Source organism: Mesorhizobium sp. B2-8-3 (assembly GCF_006440815.1).
In the GTDB taxonomy this organism is placed as follows: domain Bacteria; phylum Pseudomonadota; class Alphaproteobacteria; order Rhizobiales; family Rhizobiaceae; genus Mesorhizobium.
Genome location: NZ_VFTW01000030.1, coordinates 38440 through 59195 on the forward strand (window position 1 = coordinate 38440; position 20756 = coordinate 59195).

Here is a 20756-nt window from a genome sequence, read left to right on the forward strand (position 1 = left end):
TTGCCGTCCTCCAGCCATTCCCAAGCCACGAGGCATTTCCCGATGACCCGATTCTTTCTCTCCCCCCGGTCCTTCCTCTCGCTTTGCCTTGCCTCCACGGCGCTGGCATCGTTCTCCGCTGCTGCCCACGCGGCTCCTCCCGGCTACGACAAGATCGACACCGTCGTCGTCATCTACGCCGAGAACCGCAGCTTCGATAACCTCTACGGCGGCTTCCCCGGCGCCAACGGCCTGGCCAACGTTTCGCCCGACCAGGCGCGTCAGCTCGACCGCGACGGCAAGCCGCTTTCCGAACTGCCGCCGGCCTGGGGCGGCTTGACCGGCAAGGGCGTCACGCCGGCGGTGACGGAGGCGCAGAGCGCGCATCTGGCCAACGCCACCTTCGCCATCGACGATCCCAAGGGCTTCAACGAGGGCACCAACGTCGTCACGCACGACCTCTGGCACCGCTTCTACCAGGAGCAGATGCAGATCGACGGCGGTCGGAACGACAAGTTCGTCGCCTGGGCCGATTCCGGCTCGCTGGTCATGGGCCACTATGACGGCTCCAACCTGCCAATGTGGGCGATCGCCAAAAAATACGTGCTGGCGGACAATTTCTTCCAGGGCGCCTTCGGCGGCTCCTTCCTCAACCACTTCATGCTCGCCTGCGCCTGCGCGCCCCACTATCCCAATGCCGACACCAGCCCGGTGAAGGGCCAGATCGCCGTTGTCGAGCCGGATGGCGTGACGCTGAAGCCGGCCGACAACTCGCCCGCCTCGGCGCTGGGCGGCGTGCCGAAATTCGCCAATGACGGCGCCATCACGCCCGACTTCTACGCCGTCAACACCATGCAGCCGCCTTACCAGCCGAGCGCCAACAAGCCGGCCGAGGGCGGCGACGCAGCACTTGCCGATCCGGCTGCGCCCACCACGCTGCCGCCGCAGCACGAGATCACCATCGGCGATCTGCTCTCGCTCAAGGGCATTTCCTGGGCCTGGTATGCGGGCGCCTGGCAGGCGGCGCTCGACGGCAAGAACGCCACGCCCGTGCCGAACTTCCAGTTCCACCACCAGCCCTTCAACTATTTCGCGGCCTATGCCCCGGGCACGGCCGCGCGGGCCGAGCACATCAAGGATGGCGGCCTTGACGGCGTGGAGTTCATCAAGGCGATCGACGACGGCAAGCTGCCGTCCGTCACCTTCTACAAGCCGCAGGGCAACCTCAACGAACATGCCGGCTATGCCGATGTGACCTCGGGCGACCAGCACTTGGCCGACCTCGTTTCGCATCTGGAGAAGAGCCCGCAATGGGCCCATATGCTGGTCGTCATCACCTATGACGAGAATGGCGGCTTCTGGGATCACGTCGCGCCGCCCAAGGCCGACCGCTGGGGCCCGGGCAACCGCATCCCGGCCTTCATCATCTCGCCCTATGCGAAGATGGGCACGGTCGACCACACCCAATACGACACCACCTCGATCCTGCGTTTCATCACCGCCCGCTACGACCTGCCGGTGCTGCCGGGCCTCGTCGCCCGCGACAAGGCGCTGCGCAACAACGACCAGCCGCCGATGGGGGATCTGACGGCGGCGCTCGACCTGACGAAGTAGCGTTTCAGAACTGGTGTCCGCGAAGCGGACGGAGAGGGAGCCTTCGTAGGGCGCTCCCCCTTTCCGTCTCGGCTTCGCCGAGCCACCTCTCCCCCATTTCATGAGGGCGAGGAAACGCCAATCGCCCACGGCCTGCCTCGGCGATTGCCTCAGTGAATTCCCGTCCGCTATCAATGTCTCCGAATTGGAGACCACGCGATGGCAGACCTGAAAGTCAGAACCCGAAACGCCGGCGCGCTCGCCGTCCTGCCACCGGTCGGCCTGCCGCTGGTCACGACACCGACCGGCGGCACCGTCGATGTGGTCACGCAGGTGAGCGCCCAGGGCTTCAGCCCGCTCGATCTGCTCTATGCCTCTTTAGCCGCCTGCATGGTGCTCAGCGCCCGCATCGCCGCCACCCGCCTAGGGGTCGCCGACCGGCTGGGCGAGGTGAGGGCGGATGTGACCGGCGACAAGGCGAAGGACGAGCCGTCGCGGCTGGAAACCTTCAATATTCGCCTGACGATCGCCGGCGACCTCGACGCCGCGACGAAAGAACGGATCCTGGCGGATGCCGAGGATATCTGCACCGTCTCAAACACGCTGCGCGGCGCGCCGGCACTTCACGCGAAGCTCGGGTGAGGCCGATGGCGCATCTTTCGCCGATCGACTACGCCACCGCTTCCGCCGAGATCCGCGCCGAGCACGACCGCGAGCTCGCGCTGCGCGGCCGCATGACAAACATGAAGCGCATCCTGCTTCATTCGCCGGCCGCGCATCGCATCTACGCCGAATGGTTCACGCTGCGCGATCTTCTGCGCCCCACGCTCGACGACCGCGCCATCTGGCTGTTTTCGAAGGCGATCGCCGAAACGATGCGCGCCGAGATCCCGGTGACCTTCTTCCGCCGCGCGCTGATCGAGAACGGCCTCGATCCCGAGGCGATTGAGGCAACCGCCGACGAGGCGCTGCTGATCGGTTTCGGCAAGGCGGTTGCCGCCGACGCCAATGCCGTCCCGGACGAGACCTGGGCGCCGCGCTCAAGGCGCGCTACGACGAGACGCTGCTCATCAACCTCACCGCCTTCGCCGGCATCACGGTGGCGACCTGCGTGTTCACCAATGCGGTCAAGGTGGATCTCGATCCGGAGCTGGAGACGTATCGCCAGCAGTGAAGCTGCTGATCTCCCCCGCAAGGACGGAGATTGGCAGCTCGATCGCCTCGCCACTTTGCCATGAATCGGGTGGTTTGGCCCCGTCGCTCGCCCCATCTTCGGGCAAGCAAGCGATGGAGCCAACCCATGACCATCCATTCCCTGAACACCAAACGCGCCGGCCGCTCAACCGAAGCCCGCGTCGCCGCGCAGGATTGGCGCGTCCTGGTCACCGAGCTCAACGTCAATGGCTGCGCCGTCATGCCGGACCTGCTCTCGCCCGAGGAATGCGCCGATATCGCTGCGCTCTATCCGCATGAGGAGCATTTCCGCAGCCATGTGGTGATGGCCCGCCACGGCTTCGGCAAGGGCGAATATCGCTATTTCCGCTATCCGCTGCCTGACCTGATCGAGGGACTGCGCTCGGCCCTTTATCCGCGACTTGCCACGGTCGCCAATGACTGGAACGAGAAGATGGGCCTGGCGCTGCGTTATCCGGCCGAACACGCTGCCTTCCTGAAGCGCTGCCACGACGAAGGCCAGGTGAGGCCGACGCCGCTTCTGCTGCAATACGGCCCCGGCGACTTCAACTGCCTGCATCAGGACCTCTACGGCGCGCTCGCCTTTCCGCTGCAGGTGGCGGTCCTGTTGTCCGAGCCGGGTGAGGATTTCACCGGCGGCGAATTCGTGCTCATCGAGCAGCGCCCGCGCACGCAAAGCCGCGCCGAGGTGGTGCCGCTGAAGCGCGGCGATGCGGTGATCTTTGCGGTTCACAACCGGCCGGTGCAAGGCACGAAGGGGTACTATCGCGTCAACCTGCGCCATGGCGTGAGCCGCTTGCGGTCAGGGCGGCGGCATACGGTCGGGATCATCTTCCACGACGCGAGGTGAGTAGGCAGTAGGCAGTAGGCAGTAGGCAGTAGGCAGTAGGCAGTAGGCAGTAGGCAGTAGGCAATAGATTACGTCGAGGCCGAGAAGCGATGAGGGGTTCCTTTATCCCGCGCATTCGACTATTGGCCCTACTCCCTACTCCCTACTCCCTACTCCCTACTCCCTACTCCCTACTCCCTACTCCCTACTCCCTACGAGCCCATGATCCGTCTTGAAAATATCGGCAAGCAGAACGGCCGACAGATCGTCTTCATCGAAGCCTCGGCCGCCTTGCAGAAGGGCGAGAAGGTCGGACTGGTCGGCCCGAATGGCGCTGGCAAGACGACTTTGTTCCGCATGATCATCGGCCAGGAGCAGCCGGACGAGGGCCAGGTCTCGGTCGATCGCGGCGTCACCATCGGTTATTTCAGCCAGGATGTCGGCGACATGGGCGGTTTGAGCGCCGTGGCAGAGGTCATGGAGGGCGCAGGGCCGGTCAGCGCGGTGGCCGCCGAGATGCGCGAGCTCGAGCATGCCATGGGCGATCCCGACCGCGCCGACGAGATGGATGAGATCATCGAGCGCTACGGCGAACTGCAGCACCGCTTCGAGGAACTCGACGGCTATGCGCTGGACGGCCGCGCCCGCGAGGTGCTCGACGGCCTCGGCTTCAGCCAGGAGATGATGGACGGCGACGTTTCGAAACTCTCCGGCGGCTGGAAGATGCGCGTCGCGCTGGCTCGCATCCTGTTGATGCGACCCGACGTGATGCTGCTCGACGAGCCGTCGAACCATCTCGACCTCGAAAGCCTGATCTGGCTGGAGAAATTCCTGAAGGATTACGACGGCGCGCTGCTGATGACCTCGCACGACCGCGAGTTCATGAACCGCATCGTCAACAAGATCATCGAGATCGACGCCGGCGCGCTGACCTCCTATTCAGGCAATTACGAATTCTATCAGGAGCAGCGCGCGCTGGCCGACAAGCAGTTGCAAGCGCAGTTCGAGCGCCAGCAGGCGATGCTGGCCAAGGAAATCGCCTTCATCGAGCGTTTCAAGGCGCGCGCTTCCCATGCCGCCCAGGTGCAGAGCCGGGTGAAGAAGCTCGACAAGATCGACCGCGTCGAACCGCCGAAGCGGCGCCAGACGGTGGCCTTCGAGTTCCAGCCGGCGCCGCGCTGCGGCGAGGACGTGGCGACGCTGAAGGGCATCCACAAGGCCTATGGCAGCCGCAATATCTATTCGGGCCTCGACTTCCAGATCCGCCGCCGCGAGCGCTGGTGCGTGATGGGCGTCAACGGCGCCGGCAAGTCGACGCTTCTGAAGCTGGTCGCCGGCGCCTCCGAGCCGGACGAGGGCTCCGTCGCGCGCGGCCCGAGCGTCAAGATGGGCTATTTCGCCCAGCATGCCATGGAACTGCTCGATGGCGAGCGCACCGTCTTCCAGACGCTGGAGGACTCGTTTCCGCAGGCCGGTCAGGCGCCGCTGCGCGCGCTTGCCGGCTGCTTCGGCTTCTCGGGCGACGAGATCGAGAAGAAGTGCCGGGTGCTGTCGGGCGGCGAGAAGGCGCGGCTGGTGATGGCGCTGATGCTGTTCGACCCGCCCAACCTGCTGGTGCTCGACGAGCCGACCAACCATCTCGACATCACCACCAAGCAGATGCTGATCGAGGCGCTGTCGCAATATGAAGGCACCATGCTCTTCGTCTCGCACGACCGCCATTTCCTGGCGGCACTCTCCAACCGTGTGCTGGAACTGACGCCAGACGGCATCCACACCTATGGCGGCGGCTATACCGAATATGTCGCGCGCACCGGCCAGGAAGCACCGGGGCTGAGAGGGTAGGCAGGGCCGGCCCTCGGCCGACAGCGCTTCATCTGGCGTCAGAGCGCGTCGTAGACGGCGTCGATCAGGGCCTTGCGGCGCGGGTCCACATCGTCGAAACCCACCATGCGGTTGGTGACATAGCCGAACCCAACGCCGGCGCCGGGGTCGGCAAAGCCGATGGCACCGCCCCAGCCGGTATGGCCGAATGTCTGCGGCGATGCGCGGCGGGCATAGACTGGATCCTCAATCTGATAGCCGGCGGCGAAGGCAGCCGGCAGCGCGAAGCTGTCGTCCATGCCGCGAAAGCGCGGCCGTGCGGCTTCTTCGATCGCCGCTCGGCCGATCAGGGGCTTGCCCTCGAAGCTCCCGCCCGCCGCCATCATGCCGTAGATACGCGCCAGCGCATGAGCCGTTGACTGGCCGTTGCCGCCCGGCACCTCGGCGGCGCGCCAGGCGCGGTCGTTGGGCGCCAATGCGCGGGGCGTTGGGTTGTCGCATGCGTGGGGAAAGGGAGAGGCGCGCACGAAGTCGACCCAATCGGACGTCTTCGGGCCCTCGATCATCTCGGCGGCACGGGAATCCTGGGCTTGCGGCAGGCCGACATGGAAATCGGCCCCAAGCGGGACTGCGATCTCTTCCGCGATGAAGCGGCCGATGCTGCGCCTGTCGACGCGCCGCAGCACCTCGCCGGCAAGATGGCCGTAGGTCAGGGCATGGTAGGCACAGCGGCTGCCGGGCTCCCATAGCGGCGACATGGCGGCAAGCGCGTCGGCATAGGGCGCCCAGGCGAGCAGGCCAGCCTCATCCATCGGCACGGCGAGACCGTTCAGCCCGGACTGGTGCGACATCACCTGGTCGAGCGTGATGTACTCCTTGCCGCCCGCCGCGAATTCCGGCCAATAGCGCGCCACCGGTGCGGCATAATCCAGCTTGCCGCGCTCCACCAGCATCGCGATCGCCAGCGCCACGACGCCCTTGGTCGAGGACCAGACGTTGACCAGAGTGTCACGCCGCCACGAGCGGGTGCGCGCGGCATCCGCATGACCGCCCCAGAGATCGACGACAGTCCTGCCGTGGACCACGACCGAGACGCCGCCGCCATGCTCGAGGCCTTGAGCGAAACCCCAGGCGAACGCATCGCGCACTCCGGCAAAACGCGGATCGCAGACGCCGTCTATGGCCATGCGTGGATTCCCACCAAAAGCGCCTCAACCGAACAGCTTGGTCACAAAGCCGCTGAACCAGGCAAGCTGCGCTGTGTGGTGGGCCGCCATCAACCTGTCCTGTTCGTCCCGGTTCTGCGCGCCGAGCGTTCCGTAGGGCGCGCCTTGCCGTTCCTGCCAGCGCTGAAAGCCGGCCGGACCCTGCTCGGCATGGAATTGCAGCGCATAGGTCTTGTCGCCGATCCGGAACGCCTGGTTGGGGAACGTGTCGCTCGAGGCGAGATGCACGGCGCCGGACGGCACGGCGAAAGTATGAAAATGGTTCTGCGGCAGGAAGAGCGGCCGGTCGAGGAAATCGCCGGCTTCGGCCGTCGGCGTGATCTCGAAATAGCCGAACTCCCGGATGCCGCTTTCCACCGGCCCGACATCGGCGCCGAGATGCCAGGCGATCTGCTGCGCGCCCTGGCAGATGCCGAGCAGCGGCAGGTCGTTGTCCAGGCAATGCTCGATCAGCGCGGCTTCGTCGTTTAGGAACGGATGTATGTCGGTGTCGAAGACATTGAACGGACCGCCATAGATCACCGCTCCATCGACGGACCCGAGGTCGATCGGATCGCCTTTGAACGGCATCGCGGTCGTGATCGCATGGCCGTTCGCCTCAAGCGTCGTCTGGACATGATCGTCGCCCGGCTCTTCCGAATGCCTGACCAGAACAATGCGCTTCATAGGAACACCTGCCGCTCATGCCGTAGAAATACGATAAAGCTAAGCGGGCTGCCGAAAATGTGCCAGCGCCCAGTTCCGACTGGACGCCGGCAGGCCGCGCAAGCGCGGCGCCGGGGCTCACCCTCTCGCCAACCCGCGATCGATCAGCCGCGCCAGGCGCGCCGAGAAGGCCTTGGCGTCGGCCGGCTTGTCGCCGTCGAGCACGCGCGCCTCGTCGTAGAGCAGGTGCGCTGCGTCTTCCTTGAACGCTTTTTCTTCGTCGCCGAGCTTTGCCAGCGCCGCCACGCGCTCATGGCGCGGGTTGATCTCGAGGATCGGCTTGGCGGCCTTGTCGAGCCGGCCGGCGGCGTTGAGCAGACGTTCGAACTGGCGGTCCGGGCCATGCTCCGGCGCGACCAGGCAGACGGCGCTTTCGGTCAGCCGGTCGGAGGCCTTCACGTCCGAGACCTCGTCGCCGAGCGTGGTCTTCACGAAGGCAAGGAACGTCGCGATGTCGGATGGCGTCTCGGTGTCCGGCTTTGCTGCATCCTCGGGCAGCGCAACATCGGCAAGCTCGGCCGCGCCCTGCGTCACCGACTTGAACGGCTTGCCGTCGAACTCCGGCGCCATCGTTACCCAGAAACTGTCGACCGGGTCGGTGAGCAACAGCACCTCGATACCGCGTGCGCGAAAGCCTTCCAACTGCGGCGAGGCCTCCAGCCGGGCGCGGTCGTCGCCGGCCATGAAGAAGATCGCCTTCTGGCCTTCCTTCATCGCTCCAACATAGTCGGCAAGGCTGCGCCAGCCTTCGCCTGAAGTCGTCGAACGGAAGCGGGCAAGCTTCAGCAGCTGCTCGCGCCGCTCGTAGTCCTCGTAAAGCCCTTCCTTCAGCACGACGCCGAAATTTTCCCAGATTTTGGCGTAGGCTTCGGCATCGTTGTCGGCGAGCTTTAGGAGATCGCCGAGAACGCGGTTGGTCACGCCCTTGCGGATCGCGGCGAGCAGGGGGCTTTCCTGGATCATCTCGCGCGACACGTTGAGCGGCAGGTCGGCGGAATCGACCAGGCCGCGCACGAAGCGCAGGTAGCGCGGCAGCACGTCGGCGTCGTCGGTGATGAAGACGCGCCGCACATAAAGCTTCATGCGGCCCTTGCGGTCCTGGTCGAACAGGTCGAACGGCCGCGATCCCGGCACGAAGGCGAGAACGCTGTATTCCTGCCGGCCCTCGGCGCGGAAATGGATGGTCGAGGCCGGTTCGTCGTACTGGCCGGCGATGCTGCGGTAGAAATCGGTGTATTCCTCCGGCTTGATCTCGCTCTTCGTGCGCACCCAAAGCGCCGTGCCGTCGGCGATGTCGCGCGGCTCGGCGCCGGGTTTCTCGACAAGCGTGATCGGCACGGGCACATGGCCCGACTGCGACTTCGCCAGGCCCTCGAGCCGGTAGGGCGTGGTGTAGGAGGAGGCGTCCTCCATCAGATGCAGCACCACGCGCGTGCCGCGCTTGGGTGCTGCCTCGAGCGGCGCCGGCGCTATCTCGTAGGTGCCCTTGCCGTCGGACGACCAGCGGAAGGCCTCCTCGCTGCCGGCCTGGCGGCTGATGACGTCGACCCGGTCGGCGACCATGAAGGCGGAATAGAAGCCGACGCCGAACTGGCCGATGAGCTGCGTGTCTTCCGCCGCCTTGCCGGCCTCTACGCGCTCCAGGAAGGCGCGCGTGCCGGAGCGCGCGATGGTGCCCAGCGCCTCGGCCATCTCGTCGCGGCTCATGCCGATGCCATTGTCCTCGACGACAAGCTCTCTGTTGTCCGGATCGGCAGCGATCGTGATGCGCGGCTTGGCATCGTCACCCAGCAGCTCGGGCCGGCTTACCGCCTCGAAGCGCAGCTTCTCGCAGGCATCGGCCGCGTTGGAGATCAGCTCGCGCAGGAACACATCGCGGTCCGAATAGACCGAATGCACCATCATGTGCAGCAGCCGCGAGACGTCCGCCTCGAATGTCCTGGTTTCCGTATTCTGATCCGTCATCTCGCCTTTCCCAAATCTCCACTCTGCCTGACGCGCCAGAAGCGTTTCAGGGATTCATCCCACGATTGTTCAATTGTGCCGCGGCCCGGGCGGGACCGGCTTCGGCAGGACAATATCGGGATGCGAGGGGAAGGCAACAAGAGGCGGCGAGAGGTATGTGGAAAGCCGACTCCATCGAACGCTCTGCGATCGGGTCGGCAGGGGGACTCTGTTTTTAGTGCTCGTTTGTGGCTTTGAAAGTCTTCGCATCGCTCATGTGAATGATGACAAGCAGCTCGCTGTCTTTCCCTTTTGCTGAGCATGCTTTCAGCACCTGCCCTGAGAGAAAACTAACATATGTTAAGAGCGGAGAAGGGATCACCTAGGGCGGAACCGCATAAGGTTGGGACCGGCGATAACCTTAATTCTGGTTTCCTTTGCCCAGGCTTCCCGAACCGAAGGTAAAGGGATAGATTAGCAATTCGTTAAGTACGCTTGGGGCGAGCGTAAAAGGTGTGTCGTCGATCGTAAGGAATGTGCCGTGATGAATTTCAAGTCTCTGATCAAGCGGGCCGAGGACGTCGATAAGGAATTTCAGGAACTCCAATCGGATCTGGCGGAAGCATTCGAGGACGTTCTTAAAGATGATGAACAGCAGCCCTCGGAGGACGATGCCGTTGCCGGCCAGGAACTGGTGGCAAGCGACGAGAATCCGCCTGCCGAAGAGCCGTCCGGCACAGCGACATCGCGGCTGACACCGCATACCCAGACGCGGCTGGCCGCGCTGGAGGCCGTCGCCGGGCTTTTCCGGGACGGGCAGGGGCATCTGCAGGAGATCGAGGCGAAGCTGGCGGAGATTGCCACCGCGCACCATATGACGCGCGAAGTCCTCAACGTGTTCCATCGCGACGTGTTGCGCTCCAACGAGCTGGAACTGGCAAACCTAGCCCTCACCACGGAACACAAAACGCTTTCAGAACAACTGCTTGACGCCGCCCGCAGGCAGCGCGAACGCGACGGCGCGGCCGAGGCGTGGCAGCAGCGCGAGGCGAGTCTCGTTCAGGACCGGGAGCAACTGCGCTCAGCGCTTGCGGCCGTGCGCCTGGAGCTGGTGGAGATGGGCAACGAGAGCACCAGGCGCGAGACGGAGTTCGGCGAGATCGCCAAGGCTCTGGCGGCCAAAACAGTGGAGCTCGACCGACGCGGCGCCGAGAACAAGCTGCTGCGCGAGAAGCAGGTCGGCCTCTCGGTCGATCTGGAGCAGGCGCAAAAGCGCGAGGCGGAGGCCCGGCACAGGTTCGACGAATTCGCGGCAACCCACGCCGGCGAAACCGCCCACATCGCCGAGCTGATGGCCCAACTCGGCAACCACGAAAAAGAGGAAACCCGACTGCAGAAAACGCTGGAGGCAACGCAAGCCAAGCTTGCCGAAACCGCCGAGATGGCGCGGATCGCTGAAAGCGACAGTGCCGCCGAACTGGCGCGCGGTCAGGCGGAAATGCGCGGTTTGCGTGCTGAGATCCAGGAACTGCAATCGCGCCTGGATCACGTCTCCGCCGACAACGACGAAGCCACGGCCGAGATCGCCAGGCTCAGGGCGCAGTTGAACGATGCCGTCACCGAACGCCAGATTGCGGAGGAAAGGCTCGCCGTTCTCAAGGACGAGAGCGAAACCGACAAGAAGAACCTGTCCGCGGTCAGCACCAATCTCTCACAGCTTTCGCTGCAGCAGGCGTCCGAGCAGATCCAGCTCGATATCCAGAAGCAGGAATGCGAGGATCTGCACGCCGAGGTCGAAGCGCTCAATGCCCGCATCCGGGAATTGCTGCCTTACGAGCGGCTGCATCGGGTGACCGACGCAAGGTCGCGCAAGGATGCCCCGCCTCAGGCCAATGGGATCATCGCGGAAGCGGGGCGCGCCACCGCCCGGCGTGTTGCTCGGCGCAACATGCGGGCGAACGGAAGCTGAGAAATCGCTGCGTAATTCCGGAGATCGCTCTGCCGGCTATTGCCCCGCCATGCCGTCGGCAAGATCCTGCGCCTGCTTGAGCAGCGCCGGGAAGGACGGATCACCAGGCAGGCGCTGGGCCATGCAGGCGCGGTAGTCGGCGTCGCCCTTTTCCCAGGCGGCGTTGGCGGCATCGGTGGCGGTCGAGTCGTCCTGGTCCGCGCCATCATCGCTCTGCTGGGTTTTCTGCGCGGCGGCGTCGGCGGCTGCCCACAGCGAACCGCACGCCGCGATCTTCGGCACGGCGGGCGAGGCGGGCGCTTCGGCAATCAGCACGCGATCGCCCTTCACGACCGCCACGACGACGTGCTGGTCGTAGATCGGTCCGACATCCTGGGTCCAGCCACCGAGCCGGGCGACCACCGCATCGGCGCCGTCGGGTTTCTTCAGCGAAAAATCGAGCGTGCCGGAGAATGCCGCGTCGCTGCCGATGGCCTGGGTGTAGAAATTGTCGAGCTTCAGCGCCGCGCCGATATCGGCGGGCAGCTTGAAATCCGCTTCCGTTTCGGCCGATTTGGATTTGAGCCAGCGCTCGGTCAGCCCGCGCGTCGAGACGACGATGCTCGGACCGTCGTCGCTCTGGGCGTATCGCAGCCCGTCCAGCATGCCATAGCCGATGTCGGAAGCGTTGAGGCTTTCGATGTTCATAGTGCCCGTCGTTGGAAAGCCCTTGACCGCAAGCGGGCCGAGAATGGCGGCGAGACGCTGCTGCAGGTCGGCCAGCGCCTTCTCGTTCTGGGCATCGATGGTTTCGATTGCGGTGTTCGCGCTTTCCTGAGCGGTGATGTCGGCAATCGCCTTGTCGCGCGCCGCGACGTAATCGTCTCCCGGCGAGGCGGCGAGCGCCGTGCTGCCCGCCAGTGCAAAGAGAAGCGTTAAAACCAACCGCATGCTGCACCCCAAGGTAAGCGATCAAGAACCCTTGCGAGCCATCGCCCGACTTGGCGGCTTTTGCGTGGCGGAAATCAAGGCAGCGGCAAATCTTTATTCCGCTTTGCGCTTCTCCAACTCGGCCTTCCGCAGCAGGAACCGCTGGATCTTGCCGCTTGGCGTCTTCGGCAGTTCGCTGACGAACTCGACCTCGCGCGGATAGGAATGCGCCGACAGGCGCTTCTTCACATGCTGGGCGAGTTCCTCGGCCAGCGCCTCGCTGCCCTTGAAGGCGGGCGCCAGCACCACAAAGGCCTTGACGATCTCGGTGCGCTGCGGATCGGGCACGCCGACCACCGCCGCCTCGTTCACCGCCGGATGCTCGATCAGAGCGCTTTCGACATCGAACGGCCCGATGCGGTAGCCGGACGAGGTGATGACGTCATCGGCCCGGCCGATGAAGGAGACCGAGCCGTCCGGCTCATATTCCACCGTGTCGCCGGTGCGGTAATAGCCGCCCACGATCGCCGGCGTCTCGGCCTCGTGGTAGCCGCCGAACCAGCGCAGCGGCGATCTGGCGATATCGACCGCGAGCACGCCCGGCTGGTTGGGGCCGAGCTCGTTGCCTTCGTCATCCAGCACCACCATGCGGTATCCCGGCATGGCGAAGCCGGCCGAGCCTGTGCGCACGATATGCGCCAGCCCATGATGGTTGTTGACCATCATGCCGTTCTCGGTCTGGCCGTAATGGTCGTGGATCGGCGCGGCGAGGTTGGCGTCGAACCAGCGGATCACTTCCGGGTTGAGCGGTTCGCCGGCGCTGCTCACCACGCGCAGCCTGCCTTTGACGCGCGCCGCGGCCTCGGGCCCTTCCGCCATCAGCAGGCGATAGGCCGTCGGCGAGCCGGCGAGGCTGGTGACGCCCAGGCGCTCGATAATGTCGTAGGTCGATTTGGCGTTGAAGGCGCCTTCGTAGAAGGTGGTGGCGATGCCGAGCTGCAACGGCCCCGTGATGGCGTAGTAGAGCCCATAGGCCCACCCGGGATCGGCGATGTTCCAGAAGATGTCGTCGGGCCGTAGTCCGATCGCGTCGCGCATATAGGCGCCGAAGGCGAGCAGCGCGTTGAGCGGCACCGGCACGCCCTTCGGGTGCCCGGTGGTGCCGGAGGTCGACATCATCATGAACAGGTCCGGGCCCTTGCGCATCACGGGCTCGCAGTCGGGGGAGGCGGTCGCGAGCGCCGCGCGGAAATCGATGTCGCCTGCTGCAAGGGCATCGCCGGGGCCAAGAATTGTGGCGATGCGCGGATGATTGTCCACTTCGTCGAGCTTGCCGCGGTTGGCGGGGTTGGTCACTACCAGCTTTGCCTTGCTGTAGCTAAGGCGATGCTCGACGGCCTTTGGCCCGAAAGCCGTGAACAGAGGCTGGTAGACCGCGCCGACGCGCCATGTGCCGAGGATCAACGCCACCAATTCAGGGATGCGCGGCAGCATGCCGGCGACGACGTCGCCAGGGCGCACGCCGAGACTTTTGAGCAGGGTGCCAACGCAGCCCGCCATGTCGGCCAGATCGTCGAAGGAGTATTCGCGCAATTCACCAGCAGCCGAGATCGCGCGCAGCGCCAGCCGGTTTTCGCCGGTATAGCGGCCGCAGCATTCGACATAGGCGTTGATGCCGGTCGCCGGATCGCCGGGAGACGCGCGATCTCGTCCTCGATGCGGAATTGCGCAACGGCATCCTCATAGCGCGGCAGCGCCTGCGTCTTGGTCATGGCAATCCTCCCTCGGCGGCGGATCATCTCCCCATGATCGCCGCCGGAGGAGATTGCATGAAAAGAGGGCGCTGGTCGATTGCGGCAGCGTCTTTCTCCCCGTTTGCGTACGGGGAGAAATGCCCGGCAGGGCAATGAGGGGCAGCGCCATCAGTGGTTGTTGGCGGCGAACTCGTTTTTCCAAGCGTCGGCGCTGCCCCTCACCTGCCGGCATCCTCTCCCCGTATAGTGTCGGGGAGAGAGTCGCTCCTTATCCACGCTTCCGATAAAGGCTCAGCGTTATCTCCTTGCCCACGCCCACGGGCGTCAGCATGAAATAATCATAGATCACGATTTCGCCGCCCGGACCGACCATCCGCTTCGACCAGATCGGCGCTTCCTCGACCCGCATCTCGGCCCATTGGCGCGCGAAGTCGGGGCTCAGCGCCTTGAGTGGATCGAGCACGGCGCGGATGTCGGCAGCAGACGCGTATTCGACGGTCGCGGCGCGGAATTGCGCGATCGCCGAGCGAGCTACCACTTCCCAGTCGGCGAACAGCCCGCGCCAGGCGGGATCGAGGAAGAGCCGCGCCAGCAGGTTGCGCCTTGCGGGATCCCCCTGATCGAAGCCGCCGAACAAATCCCCCGCCTCGTCGTTCCAGGCAATGAAGTCCCAGGCGCGGTTGAGCGCATAGGCCGGGTTGGGCGAGAGCGCGGCGAGCAATCCGACAATGTGCGGCTCGGGCGAGGGGCCGTCGAGCGGCGTCGCCTCAGGCCGCCATTCCGGCTTTGCGAGCTTGAACAGGTGCTGGCGTTCCACGGGCACGAGGCCCAGCACGTCGGCGAGCGCATTGAGCACCTGCGCGGACGGATTGGCCTCGCGGCCCTGCTCCAGCCACGTATACCAGGTGGCGCTGATCCCTGCGAGCAACGCGACTTCCTCGCGCAACAGCCCATTCGCGCGACGTCGCGTGCCGGTGCGGATGCCATGCCGTGACGGCTCGACCCGTTCGCGCATGGCGCGCAGGAAGCGGCCAAGTTCCTTACGCCTGTCGATCTCGGCGGTCCGTTCCAGCATCGTTGTGCCTCGAAGGGGTAGCGGCACTACCAGCAGCGCCACTCATCTTGTACCACCTTGCTACCAGTATAATGAGGCAGCGCATCGCACAATCACGCCGCACCGGAACGCGGCGCTGGACAAAGGATTCCGCAAATGAATGCGATGAAAAACATCAGGAATATCGACTACACCGTTCTCTTCGCCCGCGACATGAAGGAGATGCGCCGTTTCTATGAGGACGTGATGGGCTTTCGCGTCCATTCTAGCCTGGGCGAGAGCTGGATCGCCTACCAGGTCGGCTCGTGCCTCCTGGCGCTCACCGAGCGTGGCGTGATGTTCCATGACGCGCCAACGCCTGCGGGCGCGCTCTCCGTACAGCTCGCCTTCCGTGTGACGCCGGGCCAGGTTGACCAATGTGCCGAGACGTTGCGTGAGAAGGGCGTGGCGATCGAAAGCGGGCCGACCGACCGGCCCTGGGGCCACCGCACGCTGTTCTTTCGCGATCCCGACGGCAACGTGCTGGAGATCTACGCCGATATTTAGCCTTGCGGCAGTTGAATGCCTTGCGCCTCCATGTGCCGCTTCCAGCGGTTGCGCAGTTCGCCGGGCCTGCAGCCAATGCGCTCGTCGAGAAAGGTCGCGCAGGATATCCGATCGGTGCGGAAATGGCGGAAATCCTGGCGCATCTCGCACCAGGCGGCGATGAGCCGCACCGTCTCGGCATAGCCGATCATGGTCGGCCAGATGACGCGCTCGCTCTCGTCGCCCTGTTCGTTGCGGTAGCGGATCCGGATCTTGTGGCCGTTGCGGATCGAGGCCCGCGCCCGCGCGATATCCAGCCCGTCGGGCAGGCTCGCGCGGCTGAGCGGCGCGCCGACGCTGGGCTGGCTGACGAAGGGGCGCAGCCGCTCGGGTACGACGGTGGTGATCTTGGCGATCAGGTCGCGCGCTGCGCCCGCCAGCACCGCATCGCCCTTGTCGGCCACCCATTGCGCGCCGAGCACCGCCGCCTCCAGCTCATCCGGCGTCAGCATCAGCGGCGGCATGTCGTAGTCGCGGTCGAGCACATAACCGAGGCCGGCCTCGCCCTGGATCGGCACGCGCTGTCCGATGAGGTCGGCGATGTCGCGATAGACCGAGCGGCGCGAGATTTCGAGCTCTTCGGAGATCTGGCCGGCGGTGATCGGCCGGCTCGAGCGCCGCAGGATCTGGATGATCTGAAACAGTCTGTCGGCGCGGCGCAAGGCATGTCTCCTGTTGCCACTATGGTGGCAGCAGGCCTGGTCCACAAGTCGGGGCAGGGTGCCTGAACGGGCGCGTCCAGCCGCGAGGATTTCTTCGTCGGCCAGTCCACGGAGAAGACCAAATGAATTTCGTTTCGACCCGCATCATCACGACCGACGTCAAGCGGCTCGTGGCCTTCTACGAGACGGTCACGGGCATCAAGCTCACACTCTACACCGAGGATTTCGCCGAGCTCGTCACCGCGGCCGGCACGCTGGCGATCGGCAGCACGCGCACGCTTCGACTCTTCGGCGGTGACCATGTCGCTAGCCCCGCCGAGAACCGCAGCGCCATCGTCGAGTTCCGCGTCGCCGATGTCGATGACGCGTACCGTCGGCTGGGCGGTTTCATCGATGGCGCGCTGGTGCAGGCACCCACCACCATGCCATGGAGCAACCGCTCGCTTCTGTTTCGCGATCCCGACGGCAATCTGGTGAATTTCTTCACCCCGGTGACGGCTGAGGCGATCAGCAAGTTCGAGCGGTGAGGCAGATCGACAGGGGCGGGGCGCATTTCGCCAGTGTTTCCCCTCCCTGCCCATCCTCCGAAGCTGCTGCGAAGGATAGTTGTGCAAGGATTGGCCGCGTGCGCACCACCCTGTACTATGGCCTGGTGAATGCAGGGAGGGGAGGGCGCGCATGCGGCTTGATCGGAATCTCTGTCGTTTCAGGATTTGGGCCGTCGTCGCGGGGCTCGCACTTTGGCCCCATGCGACGGCGGCTGACCCCATCACGCCCGAGCGGATCACTGCCGCGCTATCCAGGCTCGAAGTGCTGGCGCAAGGCGCCGTCGCCAATGGTGATGTTCCCGGCCTCGCCATCGCCGTCGTGCACGACGACGAGGTGGTCTTTCTCAAGGGGTTCGGTCATCGCGAAGCCGGAAAGCCGGAGGCCGTCGATGCCGACACGGTATTCCAGATCGCTTCGCTCTCCAAGCCGGTCTCGGCCACGGTCGTAGCCGCGCTGGTCAGCGACGGAGCAGTATCTTGGGATTCCAAGGTCGTCGACCTAGATCCGGCCTTCCGGCTTGCCGATCCCTATCCAACCAGTGAGCTCACCATCCGCGACCTGTTTTCGCATCGCAGCGGGCTTCCAGGCACCGCTGGAGACGATCTCGAGGACATAGGCTATGATCGCGCCACGATCCTCCACCGCCTGCGCTTCGTGCCGCCATCGTCGAGCTTTCGCGCCGGCTACTCCTACTCCAATTTCGGACTGACCGAAGGCGCCGTCGCGGCCGCCAAACCGACAGGCAAGCCCTGGGAAGAAATCGCCGAGGAGAAACTCTACCGTCCGCTCGGCATGGCCTCGACCAGCTCCCGTCACGCCGACTTCATGAGGCGCGCCGATCGCGCCGCGCTCCACGTCAGGGTCGACGGCGCCTGGGCTGCCAAGATCAGGCGCGATCCGGACGCCCAAGCGCCTGCCGGCGGCGTCAGCTCAACCGCGCGCGATCTCGCGCAATGGGTACGCCTCCTGCTCGGCGACGGCTCCTATGCCGGCAAGACCCTGATTGCCGCCGATGCGCTGGACCAGACCCACGTGCCCTTGATGACGCGCGGCAAGAACCCGGTCTCCGGCGGCGAATCCTTCTACGGCCTTGGCTGGAACATCGAATTCGGCCGGCACGGCCTGAGCTGGAGCCATGCCGGCGCCTTCAGCGTCGGCGCCCGCACTCTGGTGACGATCTTTCCAAAGGAGAAGCTCGGTATCGTCATCCTCGCCAACGCCTTTCCGACAGGAGTGCCGGAGGGGCTGTCCGACAGCTTCGCCGATCTCGTCTTCGACGGTAAAGTCGAGAAAGATTGGATCGCGGCGTGGAACGGCATCTATGTCGGGCTGTTCGGCCCGATGATCGAGGCGGCCAAGGCCGCCTATGCTAGCCCGCCGCCCAGGCCGACCCCGTCCCGGCGCGCCGGCGCCTATGCCGGCCGCTATGCCAACGACTTCATCGGCGATGCCGTGGTGTCGGGCGCCGGCGAGGGCCTTGTGCTCAAGCTCGGACCGTCAGGGGCGCGATCCTATTCGCTGGCGCATTTCGACGGCGACCGCTTCATGACCTTCCCTGACGCGGAGACACCCGACAGGCCCGCCGGCGTCAGCTTTGCCGTCGGCCCCGACGGCAAAGCGTCGGCGATGACCATCGATTTCCTCGACGACAATCACATGGGCACGCTGCGGCGTATCCCCGATTGAAAGCGGTCGGGCGGTCAGGACGCCCGCCCGTACTGGAGCAGCGCGAAACAGTCGCCGCTGCCTGATTTCGACTGCGTCAGCACCGGCTTCGACCGGTCGAGCCATTGCTGGTGCGATTTGGCATCGGCCTCGATCTCATCGACCGGGACAGCTTTGACGAAGCCGCGCCCCTGGCTGAAAAGCCAGCAGGCCCGGGCCAGATGCCTTCTGGCGCGCTGGCGCAGCAAGTCGGCATCGTAGAAGATGTCGAGCACCTCCTGTTTGATCCTGCGTCCCTTTTCGGGATCGGCGACCCCTGTCTGCGCCGGCTCGCCGCCGATCGTCTGCTGCAGGTCCTTGTAGTCGAGCGCAAGCTGTGTGGTGGCGTATTTGATCTCGCTCTCGTCGCGCACGATGTCGAACCACAGCCTGGGATCAAGCTCATTGACGACGAAGGAGGATTCGAAATCGCGCGACAGGTTCAGTATTTCGAAGTCGCCAAGATCGACGTCGCGCTCGACCAGGAGGATCTTGGCCGCCTGTTTGCCGAGCTCTGTCCCCTGTAGGCTGACGGCGGTGTTCTTGCCGCCGAGATCGGGGCTGAGATACGGGCCGCCCTCATCCAGCAACTCGTCGAACTCATCGAGCGACTGCATGACCGGCGCGCCGCGGGCGATGCGCGCGGCGAGCTTGGCGAGCACCTGCTGCAGCTCGGTCTCGCGTTTGCGCTGGTCCTGGTAGTTCTGCTGGAAGAAGAAGATGAACAGCGAGACGCCGATGCCGATCAGGATCACCCCCAGCTGCGAGAAGACGTTGCGGTAGTATTCCAGCAGTTTTTCGCGGTGGCGCACGTCGTCGCGCACGCTGAGGGCTACGCGCAGATTGACGATCAGCGAGAGGATCAGCAATCCCGCGCCGACCAGGATGAGACCGCCGATGAGGAGGTAGCCATGACCTGCGCTGAAATTCATCTGTGTCGTCCCGAAGCCCCTGAGAGCGCAGACTAAAGCTATTTCGCTCAAATACCTATGGTGCTGCTGGAGCCGCGACGTCGCTCGCCATTGACCCCGCCGTCGATCGGGCCGATATCCCGCGCGAATTGCCACCCGAGATCCCGATGACCTCAGACCTCAGAGAACCGGCCGCCGCGGGCGATCCTGATTCCGCCCGAAAAAATGGCGTCGCCTGGCAAGACGACGTCCGCGCCGGTGTGCGCCATGTCCGCGACCTCGCGTCCCTGCCGCTCTCGCCAGCCGAGCGCGCCGCCGCGCAGGAAGCCGCGACCGCGCACAAGGTGCGCGTGCCCAAACCCTATCTCGATCTGATCGACTGGAACGACCCTGACGACCCGATTCGCGCCCAGGTGATCCCGTCGCCCGACGAACTGGTCGCCGCCGAAGGCGAGCTCGACGATCCGATCGGCGACCATGCCTTCAGCCCGGTGTCCAGGCTGACGCACCGACATGCCGACCGCGTGCTTCTGTTCCCCACCTATCAATGCGCGGTCTATTGCCGCTTCTGCTTCAGGAAAGAGTCGCTGACCTCGATCGGCCGCGGCTATACGCGCGAGGCGCTGGAGCCGGCGCTGGCCTATATCGCCGGACACCCCGAGATCCGCGAGGTGATCCTGACCGGCGGCGATCCGCTGTCGCTGCCCGACAAGGCGCTAGCCGAAATCCGCGCCCGCCTGGAGGCGATCCCGCATCTCAGGCTTCTGCGCATCCACACCCGCGTGCCGGTGGCGCTGCCGTCGCGCATTACACTCGGCCTGGTCGAGGCGCTGCATGGCCGGCTGATGGTGACTGTTGTGACCCACTTCAACCATCCGCGCGAGCTCACCGCCGAAGCCGAGGCGGCCTGCCACACGATGCGGCAGGCGGGCTTCGTGCTGCTCAACCAGAGCGTCCTGCTGAAAGGGGTCAACGACAAGGTCGAGGTGCTGGAGGAGCTCTGCCGCGAGCTGATGTACCGGCTGGGCGTAAAACCCTATTATCTGCACCACGGCGACCTCGCGCGCGGCATGGCGCACCGCCGCACCACGATTGCCCAAGGCCAGGCGCTGGTCGCCGAACTGCGCCGGCGCCTCTCCGGCATCTGCAACCCGACTTATGTCATCGACCTGCCGGACGGCGGCGGCAAGGTGGCACTGGCCGCGAGCCATATCGAGGGCCGCGAAGGCGATACCTGGCGGATCAGCGGCCAGGACGGCAAGGTGCGGGAGTATAAGGAAGTGATTGTCTAGGGCTTGTTGAGATTCATCGTGAGTTTATGACGGCGGCAGCGAGATGGATGATGGCACTGAAACTCTGGTCGGT

16 protein-coding genes and 2 pseudogenes are annotated in these 20756 nt (G+C 65.1%); 10 read left to right on the forward strand and 8 right to left on the reverse strand.

Going from position 1 to position 20756, the window contains the following annotated elements:
* The first annotated feature begins 42 nt into the window (after positions 1-42).
* From FJ418_RS28340 to FJ418_RS28360, 5 genes and pseudogenes are all read left to right on the forward strand, one after another.
* Positions 43-1593 (forward strand): acid phosphatase, encoded by a 1551-nt coding sequence (locus tag FJ418_RS28340; RefSeq protein WP_140871330.1) that lies wholly within the window; start codon positions 43-45, stop codon positions 1591-1593.
* Between the two features lie 198 nt (positions 1594-1791).
* Positions 1792-2214: an OsmC family protein gene (locus tag FJ418_RS28345; protein WP_140871333.1), complete on the forward strand. Its 423-nt coding sequence runs from the start codon at positions 1792-1794 to the stop codon at positions 2212-2214.
* A 5-nt stretch (positions 2215-2219) separates the two neighbouring features.
* A pseudogene (locus FJ418_RS28350) lies at positions 2220-2746 on the forward strand (hypothetical protein).
* A gap of 126 nt (positions 2747-2872) precedes the next feature.
* Positions 2873-3616 carry a 2OG-Fe(II) oxygenase gene (locus FJ418_RS28355; RefSeq protein ID WP_140871335.1) on the forward strand — a complete coding sequence of 248 codons (744 nt, stop codon included), beginning with the start codon at positions 2873-2875 and terminating at the stop codon, positions 3614-3616.
* 201 nt (positions 3617-3817) lie between these two features.
* Positions 3818-5440, forward strand: a complete 1623-nt coding sequence (locus FJ418_RS28360; protein ID WP_140871338.1) for an ABC-F family ATP-binding cassette domain-containing protein — start codon at positions 3818-3820, stop codon at positions 5438-5440.
* A 38-nt stretch (positions 5441-5478) separates the two neighbouring features.
* On the opposite strand, the gene FJ418_RS28365 is transcribed toward FJ418_RS28360, so the two are convergent.
* From FJ418_RS28365 to htpG, 3 genes are all read right to left on the reverse strand, one after another.
* Entirely contained in the window at positions 5479-6606 is a 1128-nt protein-coding gene (locus FJ418_RS28365) for a serine hydrolase domain-containing protein (protein ID WP_140871341.1), read from the reverse strand.
* A 24-nt stretch (positions 6607-6630) separates the two neighbouring features.
* The gene (locus FJ418_RS28370) at positions 6631-7311 is read right to left on the reverse strand and encodes a glutamine amidotransferase (RefSeq protein ID WP_140871344.1); all 681 of its coding nucleotides are present in this window, start codon (positions 7309-7311) and stop codon (positions 6631-6633) included.
* 117 nt (positions 7312-7428) lie between these two features.
* Positions 7429-9315, reverse strand: a complete 1887-nt coding sequence (gene htpG, locus FJ418_RS28375) for a molecular chaperone HtpG (RefSeq protein ID WP_140871347.1) — start codon at positions 9313-9315, stop codon at positions 7429-7431.
* A gap of 523 nt (positions 9316-9838) precedes the next feature.
* Between htpG and FJ418_RS28380 the strand changes: the two genes are divergently transcribed.
* Positions 9839-11263, forward strand: a complete 1425-nt coding sequence (locus FJ418_RS28380; protein WP_181167123.1) for a hypothetical protein — start codon at positions 9839-9841, stop codon at positions 11261-11263.
* Between the two features lie 36 nt (positions 11264-11299).
* Here the strand turns inward: FJ418_RS28380 and FJ418_RS28385 are convergent, their stop codons facing one another.
* The 3 genes and pseudogenes from FJ418_RS28385 to FJ418_RS28395 all read right to left on the reverse strand — a co-directional run bounded on the left by FJ418_RS28385 (position 11300) and on the right by FJ418_RS28395 (position 15001).
* Positions 11300-12193: a hypothetical protein gene (locus tag FJ418_RS28385; protein WP_140871353.1), complete on the reverse strand. Its 894-nt coding sequence runs from the start codon at positions 12191-12193 to the stop codon at positions 11300-11302.
* A 93-nt stretch (positions 12194-12286) separates the two neighbouring features.
* Positions 12287-13944: pseudogene (locus FJ418_RS28390) on the reverse strand (acyl-CoA synthetase).
* A gap of 250 nt (positions 13945-14194) precedes the next feature.
* Positions 14195-15001, reverse strand: coding sequence for a helix-turn-helix transcriptional regulator (locus FJ418_RS28395; protein WP_140871355.1), 807 nt, complete (start codon positions 14999-15001; stop codon positions 14195-14197).
* Positions 15002-15136: 135 nt separating this feature from the next.
* Between FJ418_RS28395 and FJ418_RS28400 the strand changes: the two genes are divergently transcribed.
* Positions 15137-15526, forward strand: a complete 390-nt coding sequence (locus tag FJ418_RS28400) for a VOC family protein (protein ID WP_140871358.1) — start codon at positions 15137-15139, stop codon at positions 15524-15526.
* Here FJ418_RS28400 and FJ418_RS28405 read toward each other — a convergent pair.
* Positions 15523-16227, reverse strand: coding sequence for a YafY family protein (locus tag FJ418_RS28405; RefSeq protein WP_140871360.1), 705 nt, complete (start codon positions 16225-16227; stop codon positions 15523-15525). The genes FJ418_RS28400 and FJ418_RS28405 overlap by 4 nt on opposite strands.
* A 122-nt stretch (positions 16228-16349) precedes the next feature.
* Between FJ418_RS28405 and FJ418_RS28410 the strand changes: the two genes are divergently transcribed.
* On the forward strand, positions 16350-16754 hold the full coding sequence (locus FJ418_RS28410) for a VOC family protein (protein ID WP_140871363.1): 405 nt from the start codon (positions 16350-16352) through the stop codon (positions 16752-16754).
* 151 nt (positions 16755-16905) lie between these two features.
* Positions 16906-18462 carry a serine hydrolase gene (locus tag FJ418_RS28415; RefSeq protein ID WP_140871366.1) on the forward strand — a complete coding sequence of 519 codons (1557 nt, stop codon included), beginning with the start codon at positions 16906-16908 and terminating at the stop codon, positions 18460-18462.
* 14 nt (positions 18463-18476) lie between these two features.
* Here the strand turns inward: FJ418_RS28415 and FJ418_RS28420 are convergent, their stop codons facing one another.
* Complete coding sequence (locus FJ418_RS28420) at positions 18477-19412, reverse strand: hypothetical protein (RefSeq protein ID WP_140871369.1); 936 nt, start codon at positions 19410-19412, stop codon at positions 18477-18479.
* 146 nt (positions 19413-19558) lie between these two features.
* Here FJ418_RS28420 and FJ418_RS28425 point away from each other — a divergent pair, with 146 nt between their 5' ends.
* Positions 19559-20683, forward strand: coding sequence for a KamA family radical SAM protein (locus tag FJ418_RS28425; RefSeq protein ID WP_140871373.1), 1125 nt, complete (start codon positions 19559-19561; stop codon positions 20681-20683).
* The last annotated feature ends 73 nt before the right edge of the window (positions 20684-20756 follow it).

Excerpts from the sequence above, each read along its gene's own strand:
- FJ418_RS28340 (WP_140871330.1), top strand. The coding sequence starts at position 43 with ATGACCCGATTCTTTCTCTCCCCCCGGTCCTTCCTCTCGCTTTGCCTT.
- FJ418_RS28345 (WP_140871333.1), top strand. The coding sequence starts at position 1,792 with ATGGCAGACCTGAAAGTCAGAACCCGAAACGCCGGCGCGCTCGCCGTC.
- FJ418_RS28355 (WP_140871335.1), top strand. The coding sequence starts at position 2,873 with ATGACCATCCATTCCCTGAACACCAAACGCGCCGGCCGCTCAACCGAA.
- FJ418_RS28360 (WP_140871338.1), top strand. The coding sequence starts at position 3,818 with ATGATCCGTCTTGAAAATATCGGCAAGCAGAACGGCCGACAGATCGTC.
- FJ418_RS28365 (WP_140871341.1), bottom strand. The coding sequence starts at position 6,606 with ATGGCCATAGACGGCGTCTGCGATCCGCGTTTTGCCGGAGTGCGCGAT.
- FJ418_RS28370 (WP_140871344.1), bottom strand. The coding sequence starts at position 7,311 with ATGAAGCGCATTGTTCTGGTCAGGCATTCGGAAGAGCCGGGCGACGAT.
- htpG (WP_140871347.1), bottom strand. The coding sequence starts at position 9,315 with ATGACGGATCAGAATACGGAAACCAGGACATTCGAGGCGGACGTCTCG.
- FJ418_RS28380 (WP_181167123.1), top strand. The coding sequence starts at position 9,839 with ATGAATTTCAAGTCTCTGATCAAGCGGGCCGAGGACGTCGATAAGGAA.
- FJ418_RS28385 (WP_140871353.1), bottom strand. The coding sequence starts at position 12,193 with ATGCGGTTGGTTTTAACGCTTCTCTTTGCACTGGCGGGCAGCACGGCG.
- FJ418_RS28395 (WP_140871355.1), bottom strand. The coding sequence starts at position 15,001 with ATGCTGGAACGGACCGCCGAGATCGACAGGCGTAAGGAACTTGGCCGC.
- FJ418_RS28400 (WP_140871358.1), top strand. The coding sequence starts at position 15,137 with ATGAATGCGATGAAAAACATCAGGAATATCGACTACACCGTTCTCTTC.
- FJ418_RS28410 (WP_140871363.1), top strand. The coding sequence starts at position 16,350 with ATGAATTTCGTTTCGACCCGCATCATCACGACCGACGTCAAGCGGCTC.
- FJ418_RS28415 (WP_140871366.1), top strand. The coding sequence starts at position 16,906 with ATGCGGCTTGATCGGAATCTCTGTCGTTTCAGGATTTGGGCCGTCGTC.
- FJ418_RS28420 (WP_140871369.1), bottom strand. The coding sequence starts at position 19,412 with ATGAATTTCAGCGCAGGTCATGGCTACCTCCTCATCGGCGGTCTCATC.
- FJ418_RS28425 (WP_140871373.1), top strand. The coding sequence starts at position 19,559 with ATGACCTCAGACCTCAGAGAACCGGCCGCCGCGGGCGATCCTGATTCC.